A 16,312-nucleotide genomic window follows, 5' to 3' on the forward strand; every position below is an offset into this window, starting at 1 on the left:
AGCATGCAAAAAGGGACGCCGAGGCGTCCCTTTTTGTTGCCTGCTCGATAAGCCTCAGCTCACCGGTTCGCTGGTGTTGACGTACTCGGGCACCTCGGCCAGCGGCAGGCGGCGTGCCTGCTCGACGCTGACGCCAGGGCGCTTGGGCAGCGGGTCGAGGCGCTGCGGCTGGCCGCTTTGCAGGGCGCGCTCGATGGCTTCGAGTACCCGCACGTCGCGCCAGCCCTCGTCACCGTCTGGCTCCGGCTCGCGGTTCTGCAGGATGCAGTCGGAGAAATACTGGGTTTCGCCGGCGAACTGGTCGACCACCGGGTGTTCATGCTCGGTGGTTTTCCCGTCGATGGTGGCGCGGTAACTGATCGCCGTGCCGTCGCCAAAACCGAAGCTGGGCGACGCCTCGAACTCGCCCTTGCTGCCGATCACCTGCAGGCGTTCGGTGCTGGGCAGGCTGTAGCTCACGGTGAACACCGCCATGCGTTCCTCGGCGAAGCGCATGGTCACGGTCACGGTATCTGGCGTGTTGATTTCGCAGCCGGGGGTCTGCACGGCCACGGCGCGCACTTCCAGCGGCTCGTCATCGAACAGGTTGCGCACGGCATTGATCGGGTAGGGACCCATGTCGGTCACCGGGCCGGCCCAGTAGCCGCTCTGCATGCGGTGGTTGGCCGGGTCGACGGTCTGGGTGAAGGTGGCAGTGAACAGCCGTGGGTCGCCGATGTCACCGGCGCGGATACGGTGGATCATCTCCACGGTTCCCGGCTCGAAGTGCAGGCGGTAGGCGATCATCAGTTTGGCGCCCGAGCGCTCGGCGGCTGCGGTGATGGCCTTGCAGTCTTCCTCGCTGGTGGCCATGGGCTTTTCCAGCAGCACGTGGATGCCGGCATCCAGGGCCGGCTCGGCGAATTCACGGTGGCGGAAGTTGGGCGTGGCCAGGTAGATGGCGTCGATCTCGCCGGAGGCCAGCAGGGCGGGAAATTCTTCGTAGCGGTAGCTCTTGATACCGTAGAGCTTGGCCAGCTTGTCGGCCTTGATCGGGTCGCCGGTGACCAGGGCGGTGATCACCGAGTTGTCGGTCTGGCCTACGCCTGGCATGAAGGCACCCTGGGAGATCCAGCCGCCACCGACGACCGCGTAACGAACCTTGCGTTGAGCATCGGGCATTTCATCAACTCCTCTGCAACGCCGAACCGCATTGTCCGGCCTCTATTCAATCGGCAGGTGGCGCGCCATGAAGTTCAGGCAAAGCGCCTACCGGTTGCGCTGGCGCGGCATTTACTCCGTCCATGAAATCATCGGGACGATCTGCGGTCTGTATGCCCGGCACGCCGACCGGCGCTGTTGTTTTGCCGTTAACGGAGCGTTTTGATGAAAGCCCTGATTTCCAGCCTGTTGCTCGTCGCCGCTCTGCCGGCACTGGCCGATACGGCTGCCAACCCACGTTGCGAAGCGAAGGCGGCGAGCATCGAAAAGCAGCTTCAGGCGGCCTGGGCCGAAGGTCATACGCAACAGGCCAAGGGGCTCAGCGCAGCCCTGGACGGCGTGCGTGAGCACTGTACGGACAAGGAGCTGATGCGCGAACTGCAAGCCAAGGTCAACAAGGCCCGTGACGAGATACGCGAGCGTGAAGCCGACCTGCGTGAAGCCGAGCTGGCAGGCGATGCGGGAAAGATCGCCAAACGCCAGGCCAAGCTCGATGAAGCGCTCGAGGAATTGAAGGCCGCCGAGGCCGAGTTCAACCGCTGACACGCCCGCTGCAAAGCAAAAGCCCTGCGACATTGCAGGGCTTTTTGCTTTGCAGCGGTTGCTCGCTAGGCGAGGCGCTCGAAGCGGTAGGGGCTCGGGTCGACGATCGGCGTGGTCCCGCACAGCAGGTCAGCGGCCAGTTGTCCGGCGGCCGGCGAGGTGCCGAAGCCGTGGCCGGAGAAACCGGTGGCCAGGGTCAGGCCAGGCAGCTTGGCGACCGGGCCGATCACCGGGTTGGAGTCCGGGGTGATGTCGATGACGCCGGCCCAGCTCTGTTCGATCTGCGCTTTCTCGAACACCGGCCAGGCGGCGACCAGGTTGCGCATCGCTTCGTCGTTGAGCGCCGGGTTGGCCGCCGGATCCAAGGTGCGCACCTTCTCGAATGGCGTCACCGAGTTGCCGGTCCAGCGCCGCGCCAGCTTCAGGTCCCGGAAGAACTCCTTGCCGAAGGACACCCTCAGGAAGTCACGCTGCGCCTTGAGCTGCGGCAGGTAGCGCATGCCGATCAGCAGGTGGTCGAGGGTCAGGTGCGCATCCAGTGCGCCGCGCTGGGTGACGATGAAGCCACCATCCTTGTGGCGACGGAAGGAGAAGTCCGGCGCGCCCAGGGCGATCTCGGTCGGCCCGTCCATTGGCCCCGTGCGCATCACCGAACAGGTCAGCGGCAAGGTCGGCAGGTTGATGCCGTGGTTGCCGAGAAAGCGCCGCGACCACATGCCAGAAGCCAGCAGTACCTGCTCGCAGCGGATCTCGCCGCGTTCGGTCAGCACGCCGCTGACCCGTCCGGCCGTGGTGACCAGGGTACGCACCGCGCAGTTCTCGATGATCAGCGCGCCTTTGGCCATCGCCGCCCTGGCGATCGCGCTGGAGGCCAGGGTCGGCTCGGCGCGAGCGTCGGACGGCGTGTAGATGCCACCAGCCCAGTGGCCCTGGCCGCCGGGCGCCAGCTTGGCGATTTCCGCGGCGCTGACCAGGCGCGAGTCCAGGTTCAGCGACGCCACCGATTTCAGCCAGCCTTCGTGCATGCCCATCTGTGCGTCGTTACGGGCGACGAACAGGATGCCGGCCTGGCGGAAGCCAACGTCCTGGCCGACGCGTTCCGGCATTTGCTGCCACAGCCGCTCGGCGGCCAGGGCCAGGGGAATGTCGTGCATATGGCGGTTGGTCTTGCGCACCCAACCGAGGTTGCGCGAAGACTGCTCGGCCGCAATGCGGCCTTTTTCCAGCACCACCACCGGAATGTTTCGCTCGGCCAGGGTCAGGGCTGCGGTAAGGCCGATGATGCCCCCACCGATGATGACCACCGCGCTGCTCGAGGGAAACTCGGTGGAGGTTTGTACGGGCTCTATTCGAGGCGACATGAACAGCACTCAACAGTAAGGGTGATGAGGTGACCGCAAACCCGGCTCACTGAGCCAGGTTGATTTTCTTCACCTCGGCGCGCGAGGCGCCACGGAAGGCGGTCAGTTCCAGCTCGACCTTGTAGACGGTGGAGCCCAGGGGCGGGCAGGTAACGGTCGAGGCCGGGTCGATGCCGCGAAACTTCTCGCCGACGATGGTCATCACCCCGGGTACGTCCTGGGGGTTCTGGATGAACACGCGCGAGCACACCACGTCGGCCAGGCTGGCATCCACGGCGGCGAGCGCCGCCTTGATGTTGGCGAACACCTGGTGGGTCTGCTCGGCCAGGTCGTCGGAGATTTCCTTGGTGTCCGGGTTACGGCCGGCGGTGTTGGACACGAAGATCCAGTCGCCCACCGCAACCACACGCGAGTAGCTGCCCATGTCTTCGTACTTGGAACCGGTTTTGACTTTGCTGATGGTGGTCATGGCGTAATGTCCTTGAATGAAGGGGGATTAGCGAAGGGCCGGGGTTTCCCAGAGGTTCAGCTTCACGCCGATGCCCAGTTCGAGCGCCTTGCGGTACACCACGGTGCCCCAGGCCACGTCCTCGACAGGCATGCCACCGACCGACATGATGATGATTTCCTCGTCGTTACGACGGCCGGGCGCTTCGCCGGCGATGATCTTGCCGATGTCCTCGAGCTGTTCGAGGCTCAGCTTTCCTTCCTCGAGCATGTCCATGAAGTGCACGCCGATCACCGGCACGTGGTTGTGGGCAGGCTTGGGCAACTCCGCGTACCAGGCCTGGTACAGGCCGATGTTGTCCAGCACCTTGCGCACGTCGTGCTGTTCCATGCCCTCGTCGATGTTGCAGCCGGCCGGCATGGCCAGGAAGGCGCCGGGCTTGACCCACTCGCGCTTGACCAGCGGGTACTCGCTGGGGTTGCCGGTCCTGCCGGAGGTGCAGTAGGTGACCAGATCCGAGCCGCGCACCACGTCTTCGATGCTGTCGACCACCTCGATGGTGGTGATCTGCGGGTAGGTTTGCGTAACCCAGTCGATGAACTCCTCGAGGCTCTTCTGGCTGCGGCCCTTGAGCTTGAGGGTGTCGATCAGCGGGCAGACGGCCAGAAAGGCGGCGAGGGTGGTCTTGCCCATCACGCCCGGGCCGAGCAGGCCGACCACCCGTGAATCCTTGCGGGCCAGGTGGCGTGCGCCCACCCCCGGAATGGCGCCGGTGCGGTAGGCCGACAGCAGGTTGGCCGACATGTGCGCCAGCGGCGCACCGGTGTCGACGTCATTCAGGGTGAACATCAGGATCGAGCGGGGCAGGCCCTTCTCGCGATTCTCGACGTTGGAGCCGTACCACTTCACGCCGGCGGTGCGGAAGCTGCCACCCAGGTAGGCAGGCATCGCCATCATGCGGCGATCGGCAGCGTGGCGAGGCATGTTCGGGAAGGGTGAGTCTTCGGGAAAGCAGACCAGCGCGCCGTGGGAGTCATTGTTGGCGCCGGCCATTCGATAGTCGCCCTTGTAGAGCAGGTCGAACACCTCTTCCATGGTATTGACGCAGGCGAGCATGTCGGTCACCCCGGCGCGGATCATGTCCTGCTCGGAGAGGTAGAGGAAGTCGATTCTTGTATGAGTTGTCATGGCATTTCTCGAGGTCGGAAGTGCGGGCCTGGCACAACGGGGGTGTTAGCTGCAGCGCTCGGCATGCCTGAACGTCGCTGGACGTGCCGTGCGCGGCTGGAGCAATGGATGTCTGCCGGCAATGGGCATTCGCATCGCAATGCCACGGCAGAACCAGTCGGGCCGAATCGATGGTAGGTAAGTCGCGGCTGGGCCAGTTAGCCCAAATCGGCCACTGTTAAGAGGGCGTCCGGTTGCCCGGTGCACACTTTTGGGGCGGCTTGGAAGCGGCCATCATGCAGACGCGCTCGCCCTCGTACGGGGGCTGAGCAGGCGCTTGTAGGGAAGGGTGATCGCCCGTCGTTGCGAGCCGGGCTGTTGAGCAGCGGCCGCCATGACCTGCAGGGCACGGCGGCGACGAGGCGCAAGCGGGGCGCTTGCGCCTTGGCAGGGTCAGGTTCGGAAACGCCCCACCAGACCATTGAGTTCACCGGACAGCGATTCCAGGCGCTGCGAATCGCTGCGTGCCGAATGAGCCAGCTCTTCGACCAACTGCGCATCGGTATGGATCTGCGCGATGTGCCGGTTGATGTCCTCGGCCACGTGGTGCTGCTCCTCGGCGGCGGTGGCGATCTGGTTGTTCTGGTCGCGGATCTCGTCGACCGAGGTGCGGATCTGCTCGAAGCTGTCGCGGGCCTGCTGGATGCGCTCCACGCTCTGCAGCGACATGCTCAGGCTGTTCTGCATCTGCTTGGTCACCTCCTGGGTGCGGCGCGCCAGGCCACCGAGCAGGCCGTCGATCTCCCCGGTGGAGTCGGCGGTACGCTTGGCCAGCGCGCGCACTTCGTCGGCGACCACCGCGAACCCTCGGCCCTGCTCGCCAGCGCGCGCCGCTTCGATGGCCGCGTTGAGGGCCAGCAGGTTGGTCTGCTCGGCGATCGAGCGGATGGTGTCCAGGATGGCGTTGATGTTCTTGCTGTCCTGCTCGAGCACCTGCATGGCCTGGGCGGACTTCTGCAGATTCTCGCTGAGCTGGGTAACGCTGCCGGTGGCCTCGTCGATCTGCAACTGGCCGTCGTGCACCTGGCGCTGGCCGGAGTCGGCTGACGACGCGGCGTTGCTGCAGGAGCGGGCCACTTCGTTGGCAGTGGCGACCATCTCGTTGAAGGCGGTGGACACCAGTTCCACGGCTTCGCGCTGGCGGCCGGCGGCGTCGTTCATGTCCCGGGCCACGCGGGTGCTGGCGTCCGAGGCAGTCTGCAGGTCCGCCGAGGCGCTGCCGATACGCTGCACCAGGGTACGGATGGCGCCAAGGAACTGGTTGAACCAGCGTGCCAGCAGGGCGGTTTCGTCATTGCCGCGCACGTCCAGGCTGCGGGTCAGATCACCTTCGCCCTGGGCGATGCCTTCCAGGCCACCGGCCACGCTGCGGATCGGCTTGACGATCAATCCTGCGAAGCTGGCGCCGACAATGGCGAACAACACCGCCAGCACCGCGGCGATCACCGCGATCTGCCAGGTCAGGCTGGTGGCCTTGGCCATCACTTCGCTGCGCTCGATCAGGCCGATAAAGCGCCAGCCAAGGCTCTTCGACGACCATACGTTGGCCATGTAGGACACGCCGCCGAGCTCGACTTCGACCAGGCCGCTCTCGACGCCGGCCAGCTCCGCATAGCCGTCGCCCAGCTCGCTGATCAGCTTGAAGTTATGCTCTGGGGTGCGCGGGTCGACCAGCACGTTGCCGTTGCTTTCCAGCAGCATCAGGTAGCCGCTTTCGCCGAGTCTGATCTGCTTGACCAGTTCGGTGAGCTGCTTGAGCGACACGTCCAGGCCCACCACGCCGACCTGCTGCCCCTGGGCATTGTCGACGGTGCGCACGGTGCCCATCAGCACCACGTCGTCGGGCGCCCAGTAGTAGGCGGCGGTGCGCACGGTCTTGCCGGGCGCGGCCATGGCCGCCTTGTACCATGGGCGCACGCGGGGGTCATAGCCAGTGAGCTTGGCATCGTCCGGCCAGGAGGCATAGCCGCCGTCGGCCTTGCCGAGTGACAGATAGGCAGTGCTCGGGTGGCTGGCGGCGAACTGACCGAACATGTCCAGAAACGCCTTGTTCTCATCGGTCAGCGGAATCGACGCCGCATCGGTGCCCGAGTAGTTCTTCAGCTCGCCGGCGTTGCGCACCGCCGGGTGCTTGGCCAGGTATTCGACGTTCTGCGCGATGGCATCGAAGAACTGGTTCATGGCGTTTTCGATCTGCCTGATCTCGCGGCTGCTGCTGTCCAGGAAGTCGTCCCGCGCCTGTTCGCGCAGGTTGACCACCACCACGACGGCGACCAGAACGACGGGCACACAGGCAATGGCCGCGAAGGCCCAGGTGAGTTTCTGTTTGATGTTCACGGTGGTTCCTGCAGGGTGGTAAAGCGTTTTTGTTGGGTTTTTACAGCTTAGAAGCAGGCAGAAAAGGCGGCTGGCAAATTTGCAGTCGCTGTGAACATTGAGTCGGCGTGGCGGATACAAACTTGAGCACCCGCCCGTCACGTTTTTTTACATGATGGGCGGGCGTGGCGGGCGGGTAGACGGCGGTAGGGAAGTATCAGGTCCGGAAGCGGCGGACCAGCCCGTTGAGTTCGCCGGAGAGCGTTTCCAGGCGCTGCGAGTCGCTGCGCGCCGAATGGGCCAGCTCCTCGACCAGCTGCGCATCGGTATGGATCTGCGCGATGTGCCGATTGATGTCCTCGGCGACCTGGTGCTGCTCCTCGGCGGCGGTGGCGATCTGGCTGTTCTGGTCGCGGATTTCGTCCACCGAGGCACGGATCTGCTCGAAGCTGTCGCGGGCCTGCTGGATACGCTCCACGCTCTGCTGCGACATGCTCAGGCTGCTCTGCATCTGCCTGGTGACCTCCTGGGTGCGCTTGGCCAGGCCGCCGAGCAGGCCGTCGATTTCACCCGTTGAATCCGCGGTGCGTTTGGCCAGGGCGCGCACCTCGTCGGCGACCACCGCGAAGCCCCGGCCCTGCTCACCGGCCCGGGCTGCTTCGATGGCGGCGTTGAGGGCCAACAGGTTGGTCTGCTCGGCGATCGAGCGAATGGTGTCGAGGATGGCGTTGATGTTCTTGCTGTCCTGTTCCAGCACCTGCATGGCCTGGGCGGATTTGTGCAGGTTCTCGCTGAGCTGGGTGACGCTGCCGGTGGCTTCGTCGATCTGCAGCTGGCCGCCATGCACCTGGCGCTGGCCGGAGTCCGCCGAGCTGGCCGCCTGGCTGCAGGAGCGGGCCACTTCGTTGGCGGTGGCGACCATTTCGTTGAAGGCGGTGGACACCAGCTCCACGGCTTCGCGCTGGCGCACCGCTGCGTCGTTCATGTCCAGGGCCACGCGGGTGGTGGCGTCGGAAGCGGTCTGCAAGTCCGCCGAAGCGCTGCCGATGCGCTGTACCAGGGTGCGAATGGCGCCCAGGAACTGGTTGAACCAGCGCGCCAGTAGGGCGGTTTCATCGTTGCCGCGTACATCCAGGCTGCGGGTCAGGTCGCCTTCGCCCTGGGCGATGCCTTCCAGGCCGCCGGCCACGCTGCGGATCGGCTTGACGATCAGCCCGGCGAAACTGGCACCGACGATGGCGAACAGAACCGCCAGCACGGCAGCGATCACGCCGATCTGCCAGGTCAGGCTGGTGGCCTTGGCCATCACTTCGCTGCGCTCGATCAGGCCGATAAAGCGCCAGCCCAGTTTCTCCGATGACCAGACGTTGGCCATGTAGCTCACGCCGTCGAGCTCGACCTCGGCAAAGCCACCGGTCACGCTGGCAAGTTGACGATAGCCGTCGCCCAGTTCGTCGAGGCGCTTGAAATTGTGCGCGGCATCGCGTGGGTCGACCAGCACGTTGCCGCTGTTTTCCAGCAGCATCAGGTAGCCGCTTTCGCCGAGCTTGATCTGCTTGACCAGGTCGGTGAGCTGCTTGAGCGACACGTCCAGGCCGATGGCGCCCAGCGGCTGCCCCTGGGCATTGTCGAGGGTGTGTACGGTGCCCATCAACACCACGTCATCGGGCGCCCAGTAGTAGGCCGGAGTGCGCACGATCTGACCGGGTGCGGCCATGGCGGCCTTGTACCAGGGGCGCTGGCGCGGGTCGTAGCTGTTGAGCTTGGGATCGTCCGGCCAGACCAGGTAGCCGCCATCCTGGTGACCCACCTGCAGGTAGGCGGTGGTCGGGTGGCTGGCTGCGAACTGGTTCAGGCCATGCAGCAACGCCTGGTTGCTGGACGGCAATGGTACTTGCGCGGCGTCTGCTGCGCTGTAGTTCTTCAGGTTCTCGGTGTTTCGCAGCAGGTCGCTCTTGGCCAGGTATTCGACGTTCTGGGCGATGGCGTCGAAGAACTGGTTCATCGCATTGTCGATCTGGCGAATCTCCCGGCTGCTGCTGTCGAGAAAGTCCTCCCGGGCCTGCTCGCGCAGGTTGATGACGACCACGATGGCGACCAGCACCACGGGCACACAGGCAATGGCCGCAAAGCCCCAGGTAAGTTTTTGTTTGATGTTCACGGAGGGTTCCTGCTCGGGCGATGGATGTTGTTATTGGGCAAGAGCGGTCACGAAGCGCAGGGTTCGATGCTGGCTTTTCGCTATTTTCACCGGCGCAGTGAGCCTACATTATTGGTATTCGGTATGCCATAGATGTAGGCATCTGAGTCGCTTGCCCTGTCGGCCTGCTCAGCTACCTGACAGAAGTGCCTTGGCTCGCCATGGCGAGTAGTCGAGCGTTACGCTGAACACGTATTGGCCCTGGGCATTGACGGGCTGCCCGGGAATCAGCGGCACATCATCGAGGCGCGAGCAGGCCTGGCCGAGATGTTCGAGCAGGTCGTTGTCCTGCTTGAATTCGCGGCGCCGCATGGGGTGCGGCTCGATGATCACTTGGCAGGCACTGACGTTGTGCTGCGCATCGAGGATACCAATCAGGCGAGCCCTGCCAATGCTGTCCAGGGTCCGGTTGGCGAACAGCTGCTGCCAGAAGTAGTCATTGCGCGCGTACTGGGCGGCTTCGCGAGCATGGCTTTGCGGATCCGAGGCCTGCTCGGGGAACAGCAAGGGTGCGATCAGCTCGGTGGTCGGGCCTTCGTCCATCAGCTTGCTGGGCATCGGCGGCAGTACGGTCTGCCAGCAAAGGCGATTCATCCGCTCGGCCACCTGCGGGTTGAAGGGCAGGCCATCGGACAACTTGGATTTGCTGACCGGCCTGGCCTGGCAATCGATGACCTGATTCTGGCGATCGATGATAAAGCGCACTTCCAGGCTGGCCTGGCGCCAGGCGGGGTTGGCTCTCCGGCCTACACCGTAGAGGGCCTGCATGGCGAGGCGAGTGAAGTGTTCCTGGGCGAGTTCGTCGCTTGTCTTTGGCGCAGCGGGTGGTGCGGGCGTGCTGCAGGCGACCAGTGCCAGGCAGCCGGTCAGCATGATCAGGCGGGGCTTGAGCATGACATTCCTTGTCGAGCGTGGAGGCGCTGCGGATTCTACAGCTTCGCCGCGCTCGTGCGCTCGCGCCGGCTGGAATAAATGAACACCCCGGCGAACAGCGCGCTGAGCAGCACCACGATGGTCGGCCCCGGTGCACTGTCGATGAAGAAACTCAGGTACACGCCGCTCACCGCCGCGCCGACGGCAATGGCCACGGCAGTGATGAGCATGGCGCCCATGGTGCGGGTGAGCAGGAAGGCGATGGCGCCCGGGGCGATCAGCAGCGCCACGGTGAGCACGATGCCAATAGCCTTGAGGGCGCCGACGATGGTCAGCGACATCACCGCCAGCAGGCCGTAGTGCAGCAGGCCTACCGGCAGGCCGACGGTGCGTGCCTGCACCGGGTCGAAGGCGTGCAACAGCAGGTCGCGCCATTTCAGGGCAATGAAGGCGCTGACCGCCAGGGCGATCAGGCCGCTCTCCAGCAAGTCCGCCCAACCGATGCCGAGCATGTCGCCAAACAGGATGTGATCCAGGTGCACGTCGCTGTGGATCTGCGTGTAGAGCAGCAGGCCCAGGCCGAACATGCCGGAGAACACCACGCCCATGAGGGTGTCCTGCTTGATCCGGCTGTTTTCCTTCAGGTAACCCGCGGCGATGGCGCAGAGCATGCCGGCCACGAAGGCGCCGAGGGAGTAGGGCAGGCCGACCATGTAGGCGATCACCACGCCGGGAAATACCGCGTGAGCAGTGGCGTCGCCCATCAGCGCCCAGCCCTTGAGTACCAGGAAGCACGATAAGAGCGCGGCTGGGATCGCTACCAGCACGGCGATCAGCAGGGCGTACTGCATGAAGTCGATTTGCAGCGGCAGGAGCAGCAGGTCCATGGTCAGATCTCCAGCCTGGCCTGGGCGGCGCGCCGGCGGGCGGCGAGCAGGCCATGCTTGGGGGCGAAGACGAACGCCAGCAGGAACACGCACGTCTGCAGCACGATGATGATTGCCCCGGTGGCGCCGTCGAGAAAGTAACTGGCGTAGGCGCCGATAAAGCTGGAAAGCCCGCCGATGCAGGCGGCAATCAGCAGCAGCCGCTCGAAACGGTCGCTGAGCAGGTAGGCGGTGGCGCCCGGGGTGACGACCATGGCGATGACCAGAAAGGCGCCGACCGTCTGCATCGCCGCCACGGTGCAGGCCGACAGCAGGATGAAGAAGATCGCCTTCAGGCGTGTCGGGCTCAGGCCGATGGAGCGCGCGTGGTGCTCGTCGAAAAACACCACCATCAGATCCTTCCAGCGCAGCGCCAGCACCGCCAGGGTGATGCCGGCGATCAGCAGCAGCTGCAGGGTGTCGCCCGGGGTGATGGCCAGGATGTTGCCGAGCACGATGGTCTGGATGTTCACCGAGGTGGGCGACAGCGAGACCATGAACAGCCCGAGGCCGAAGAACGACGAGAAGATCAGCCCGATGATCACGTCTTCCTTGAGCTTGCTGCGCTGGTTGAGAAACAGCATGGCGCCGGCGGCCAGCGTGCCGGCGCCGAATGCGCCGAGGGCGAAGGGCAGGCCGAGCATATACGCGCCGGCCACGCCGGGCACGATGGAGTGGGCCAGGGCGTCGCCGATCAGCGACCAGCCCTTGAGCATCAGGTAAACCGAGAGCAGCGCGCAGACCACGCCGACCAGGGTCGACACCCACATGGCATTGACCATGTAGCCGTAGGAAAAGGGTTCGAGCAGGCTGGACACTATGGATCCTTGTCGTCGACGCGGCCGCGAATGGTCGACTTGCCGTCGTACAGCACCAGGGGGCGCTCGTCGTCGGTGATGATGCCGATCAGCGGCGACGCGCGCTGGTCTTCGCCCGGCAGCTCGAAGTGGCGCAGCACGCCGCCGAAGGTGCGCTCCAGGTTCTCGCGGGTGAACACCAACTGGGTCGGGCCGTAGGCGAGCACAGTGCGAGCCAGCAGCACGGTGCGGTCGCAGAACTCCGGCACGCTGCCCAGGTTGTGGGTGGACACCAGCATCACCCGGCCTTCGTCGCGCAACTCGCCGAGCAGCCGCACGATGGCGTCTTCGGTTTTCACATCGACACCGGTGAACGGCTCGTCGAGGAGGATCACCCTTGAATCCTGGGCCAGAGCGCGGGCCAGGAACACGCGCTTCTTCTGGCCGCCGGACAGCTCGCCGATCTGCCGCTTACGCAGCTCGCCCATGCCGACCCGGCCAAGGGCCGCGTCCACCGCCTCACGGTCGGCTGCCTTGGGGCGGCGCAGCAGGCCCATATGGCCATAGCGGCCCATCATCACCACGTCCTCGACCAGCACCGGGAAGTTCCAGTCGACGTCTTCGCTCTGCGGCACGTAGGCGATCAGGTTGCGTTTCAGCGCCTCGCGCACCGGCATGCCGAGCACGCTGATGCTGCCCTGGGCCAGCTTGACGAAACCCATGATGGCCTTGAACAGCGTCGACTTGCCGCTGCCGTTGACGCCCACCAGGGCGGTGATGCTGCCACCGGGGCTCGCGAAGCTGGCGTCGCGCAGGGCGGTGTGGCCGTTGCGGTAGGTGACGCTGATGCCATCGACGCGGATGCCGCCCAGGCTGTCTTCTTCGTGCAGAGCGTTGGGCATTATTCGGCCAGCCCGTCGGCAATGGTCTGCGAGGTAACGCGCAGCAGGTCGAGGTAGGTCGGCACCGGGCCGCTCGGCTCGCTGAGCGAGTCGACATAGAGCACGCCGCCGTACTTGGCGCCGGTCTCGCGGGCCACTTGCTGGGCCGGGGAGGCGGAAATGGTGCTTTCGCTGAAGATCGCCGGAATCCGGTTGGCGCGCACCGCGTCGATCACCTTGCGCACCTGTTGCGGGGTGCCTTGCTGGTCGGCATTGATCGGCCACAGATACAGCTCCCTGAGGCCGAAGTCGCGGGCCAGGTAGCTGAATGCACCCTCGCTGGATACCAGCCAGCGGCGCTCTTCGGGCACCTTTTGCAGGCGCTCGCGGATCGGCCCGACAGTGGACTTGATCAGCGTCTGGTAGGCCTTGGCGTTGCGCCGGTAAGTGTCGGCATTGGCCGGATCGTGCTCGACCAGTGCATCGCGGATATTGTCGATATAGATCATCGCCGCATCCGGCGACATCCAGGCATGGGGGTTGGGTTTGCCGCTGTAGGGGCCCTCGGCGATGCCGATCGGCTCGACGCCCTCGCTGAGGGTCACCGCGGGCACGCCCTGCAGGCGCTGCAGGAAACGCTCGAACCACTGCTCCAGGTTCATGCCGTTACGCAGGATCAACTGCGCATCGCGGGCCTTGAGGATGTCGCCAGGGGTCGGCTGGTAGTTGTGGATCTCGGCGCCGGGCTTGGTGATCGACTCTACCTCGGCGGCGTCGCCTGCTACCTGTCGGGCCATATCGGCCAGTACGGTGAAGGTGGTCACCACCTTGAACTTGCCCTCGGCGGAGGCCAGTTGCGGCAGCAGGCAGACAAGAAGGGCGGCAAACAAGGGGGCACTGGTGCGCAAGGGGATCCGATTGAACATCTCTATCCTCGTATGGCTTGACCGATCTATGTCACCGGCAGGGTGACCCCGGACAGGGTTGCCACTCTAGCGACAAAACGACGCTAATGAAAACTATTATCAGTATTGAATTTTTGCTATTGCGCAGCCTGTCTCGGCTGCTCTAGAGGGCTTTTTGAGCTGACCCTTCGAGCATAGCCGCGCGGTGTCTGTATGTGAGCGGCTGTGCGCCTGGCAGGTTCAGACAAACGGGTCGCAGCGCTTGCCATGAATGCAGACCCCGCGCCTGGCGCGGGGTCGTTGGGGAGGGAGGTGGCTCAGCTGCCGCTCTTGATCTTGGTCCAGGCACGGGTGCGTACCCGTTCGATCTTTTGCGGCAGCGGCTCGACGCTGTAGAGGGTCTTCTGTGCTTCGGCGGTTGGCGTCAGGTCGGGGTTCTCGCTGATCGCCTTGTCCACCAGTGGCATGGAATCCTTGTTCGGGTTGGGGTAGCCGAGGAAGTCACTGATAGGCGCGATGACCTTTGGATCGAGCAGGTTGTTGATGAATTCATGGGCTTCCTCGACGTTCCTGGCGCTTTTCGGAATGGCGAAGGTGTCGAACCAGATCGGCGCGCCTTCCTTGGGCATGCGCCATTCGACCGTAACGCCGTTGCCGGCTTCCTTGGCGCGGTTGGCGAACTGGTAGAAACTGCCCGAATAACCGATGGCCACGCAGATGTCGCCGTTGGCGATATCGGTCATGTACTTGGCCGAATGGAAGTAGGTCACGTAGGGGCGCACTTTCATCAACAGCTCGGTGGCCTTCTCGTAATCGTCCGGGTTGGTGCTGTTCGGCGGCAGGCCCAGGTAATGCAGGGCGATGGGCAGGATCTCGTTGGGCGCATCGAGCATGGTCACACCGCACTGCTTGAGCTTTTCCATGTTCTCGGGCTTGAACACCAGGTCCCAGCTGTTCACGGGCGCGTTCTCACCGAGCGCTGCCTTGACCTTGTCCGGGTTGTAGCCGATCAGCACCGTGCCGTACATGTAGGGCACGCCGTACTGGTTACCGGGGTCGTTGGTCTCCAGCAGCTTGAGCAGTGCCGGGTCGAGGTGTTTCCAGTTGGGCAGCTTGCTCTTGTCGAGCTTCTGGAACACACCGGCCTTGATCTGGGTGTCGAGAAACATGTTGGACGGCACCACCAGATCGTAGCCCGAGTTGCCGGTGAGCAGCTTGGCCTCCAGGGCCTCGTTGGTCTCGAAGGTGTCCCAGGTCAGCTTGATGCCGCTGTGCTGCTGAAAGTCCTTGAGGGTCTGCGGCAGCATGTAGTCGGCCCAGTTGTAGACGCGCAGCTCGCGCGCCTCGGCCATGGCGCTGCTGGCCAGCAGGGCGGCGCCGCACAGGGCGCTGCAAGCCAGGGTTTGGAAGGTTTTCATCGTCGTGTACTCCCTTGAAACGTCAGTTAGTGGCAGCAGGCTCAGGCGCCTTCGAAACCTTCCAGTACGTTCACCGCATTGATGCCGATCTCCTCGACGGCGTAGCCACCCTCCATCACGAACATGGTGGGCTTGCCGAGGCGGGCGATGCGTTCGCCCATGCGCAGGTAGTCCGGGCTGTCGAGCTTGAACTGGGAAATCGGGTCTTCCTTGAAGGTGTCCACGCCCAGCGACACCACGATCACCTCGGGGGCGTAGGCGGCGATGCGCGTGCAGGCCTGTTCCAGTGCCGCGCTCCAGCGATCCCAACCACTGCCGGCGGCCAGCGGCAGGTTGAGGTTGAAGCCCTCGCCGGCGCCTTCGCCGACCTCGTCGTGGTAACCGAGGAAGAACGGGAATTCGAAGGACGGGTCGCCATGGATGGAGGCCACCAGCACATCGTTGCGTGCGTAGAAGATCGACTGCGTGCCGTTGCCGTGGTGGTAGTCCACGTCGAGGATCGCCACTCGCTTGCAGCCCCCGTCGAGAAACGCCTGGGTGGCGATGGCCGCGTTGTTCAGGTAGCAGTAGCCGCCCATCAGATCGCCGGCAGCGTGATGACCTGGCGGGCGGCACAGCGCAAAGGCGCTGTCGGCACCATCGCTGATCAGCGCTTGGCCGCTGAGGGCGACCTGGGCAGAACTCCAGGCCGCCTGCCAAGTGCCGGCGGTGATCGGCGCGCCGCCGTCGAAGCTGTAATAACCCAGCTGGCCGAGCAGGGTGTCCGGCAGCACGCTGCGCAAGGTGCGCGCCGGCCAGGTGAAGGGCAGGATGTCGCCGTCGCGGCCCATGTCCGTCCAGCGCGCCCAGGCGCCTTCGAAGAAACGCAGGTAGTCGGCATCATGGATGCGTTCGATCGGTGCGCGGCCGAAGTCCTTTGGCGCCAATACCTCACCGAGGCCTTGCTGGCGTACGCGCGCCAGCACGTGGTCGGCTCGTGACGGCATCTCGAAGCAGGGTTTGAGTTCCCCGTCGATGATTTCACAGCGTCCGTGGTGCAGGTGATGGTCATCGCTATAGATGGTGCGCATGCTCGGCCCTCCGCTTGTGGTAGCTGCATTCTTGGTCGCATTTCGGCGCCAGGGAAATGAGCGGAGCGGCCAAAAGGGGATAGATATGGCCACGAAATGGCGCAGTGGCGAGCCGGATCGGTGCGCCTGGCTCGTCAGGCGGCGCGC

At 64.6% G+C, this 16,312-nt stretch carries 14 protein-coding genes; 1 reads left to right on the plus strand and 13 read right to left on the minus strand.

Going from position 1 to position 16,312, the window contains the following annotated elements; all coding sequences use genetic code 11:
* Positions 1 to 54: 54 nt before the first annotated feature.
* Positions 55 to 1,161: a Gfo/Idh/MocA family protein gene (locus BM154_RS12075; RefSeq protein ID WP_074883816.1), complete on the minus strand. Its 1,107-nt coding sequence runs from the start codon at positions 1,159 to 1,161 to the stop codon at positions 55 to 57.
* A gap of 204 nt (positions 1,162 to 1,365) precedes the next feature.
* On the opposite strand from BM154_RS12075, the gene BM154_RS12080 reads away from it, so the two are divergent.
* The gene (locus tag BM154_RS12080; protein WP_083414552.1) at positions 1,366 to 1,743 is read left to right on the plus strand and encodes a DUF1090 domain-containing protein; all 378 of its coding nucleotides are present in this window, start codon (positions 1,366 to 1,368) and stop codon (positions 1,741 to 1,743) included.
* 65 nt (positions 1,744 to 1,808) lie between these two features.
* Here the strand turns inward: BM154_RS12080 and BM154_RS12085 are convergent, their stop codons facing one another.
* The 12 genes from BM154_RS12085 to BM154_RS12140 all read right to left on the minus strand — a co-directional run bounded on the left by BM154_RS12085 (position 1,809) and on the right by BM154_RS12140 (position 16,165).
* Complete coding sequence (locus BM154_RS12085) at positions 1,809 to 3,104, minus strand: NAD(P)/FAD-dependent oxidoreductase (protein WP_074883822.1); 1,296 nt, start codon at positions 3,102 to 3,104, stop codon at positions 1,809 to 1,811.
* 46 nt (positions 3,105 to 3,150) lie between these two features.
* Positions 3,151 to 3,573: a RidA family protein gene (locus BM154_RS12090; protein WP_074883824.1), complete on the minus strand. Its 423-nt coding sequence runs from the start codon at positions 3,571 to 3,573 to the stop codon at positions 3,151 to 3,153.
* 27 nt (positions 3,574 to 3,600) lie between these two features.
* On the minus strand, positions 3,601 to 4,740 hold the full coding sequence (locus tag BM154_RS12095) for an ornithine cyclodeaminase family protein (protein WP_074883827.1): 1,140 nt from the start codon (positions 4,738 to 4,740) through the stop codon (positions 3,601 to 3,603).
* A 432-nt stretch (positions 4,741 to 5,172) separates the two neighbouring features.
* A complete protein-coding gene (locus BM154_RS12100) occupies positions 5,173 to 7,116 on the minus strand; it encodes a methyl-accepting chemotaxis protein (RefSeq protein WP_074883831.1) in 1,944 nt (647 codons plus the stop codon).
* A gap of 196 nt (positions 7,117 to 7,312) precedes the next feature.
* Positions 7,313 to 9,256: a methyl-accepting chemotaxis protein gene (locus BM154_RS12105; protein ID WP_074883834.1), complete on the minus strand. Its 1,944-nt coding sequence runs from the start codon at positions 9,254 to 9,256 to the stop codon at positions 7,313 to 7,315.
* Positions 9,257 to 9,424: 168 nt separating this feature from the next.
* Positions 9,425 to 10,189, minus strand: a complete 765-nt coding sequence (locus BM154_RS12110) for a hypothetical protein (RefSeq protein WP_074883837.1) — start codon at positions 10,187 to 10,189, stop codon at positions 9,425 to 9,427.
* A gap of 35 nt (positions 10,190 to 10,224) precedes the next feature.
* Entirely contained in the window at positions 10,225 to 11,055 is an 831-nt protein-coding gene (locus BM154_RS12115; RefSeq protein WP_074883840.1) for a metal ABC transporter permease, read from the minus strand.
* Between the two features lie 2 nt (positions 11,056 to 11,057).
* Complete coding sequence (locus BM154_RS12120) at positions 11,058 to 11,912, minus strand: metal ABC transporter permease (RefSeq protein WP_167364682.1); 855 nt, start codon at positions 11,910 to 11,912, stop codon at positions 11,058 to 11,060.
* Complete coding sequence (locus BM154_RS12125) at positions 11,912 to 12,793, minus strand: manganese/iron ABC transporter ATP-binding protein (protein ID WP_074883846.1); 882 nt, start codon at positions 12,791 to 12,793, stop codon at positions 11,912 to 11,914. The genes BM154_RS12120 and BM154_RS12125 overlap by 1 nt, the downstream gene beginning before the upstream one ends.
* A complete protein-coding gene (locus BM154_RS12130; RefSeq protein WP_083414554.1) occupies positions 12,793 to 13,698 on the minus strand; it encodes a metal ABC transporter substrate-binding protein in 906 nt (301 codons plus the stop codon). Before BM154_RS12130 ends, BM154_RS12125 begins: the two co-directional genes overlap by 1 nt.
* Positions 13,699 to 13,994: 296 nt before the next feature.
* Positions 13,995 to 15,095: a polyamine ABC transporter substrate-binding protein gene (locus BM154_RS12135; protein WP_074883849.1), complete on the minus strand. Its 1,101-nt coding sequence runs from the start codon at positions 15,093 to 15,095 to the stop codon at positions 13,995 to 13,997.
* 41 nt (positions 15,096 to 15,136) lie between these two features.
* On the minus strand, positions 15,137 to 16,165 hold the full coding sequence (locus BM154_RS12140; protein WP_074883852.1) for a histone deacetylase family protein: 1,029 nt from the start codon (positions 16,163 to 16,165) through the stop codon (positions 15,137 to 15,139).
* Positions 16,166 to 16,312 lie beyond the last annotated feature (147 nt).

The sequence above is a fragment of the Phytopseudomonas argentinensis genome, from assembly GCF_900113905.1.
Taxonomy (GTDB): domain Bacteria; phylum Pseudomonadota; class Gammaproteobacteria; order Pseudomonadales; family Pseudomonadaceae; genus Aquipseudomonas; species Aquipseudomonas argentinensis.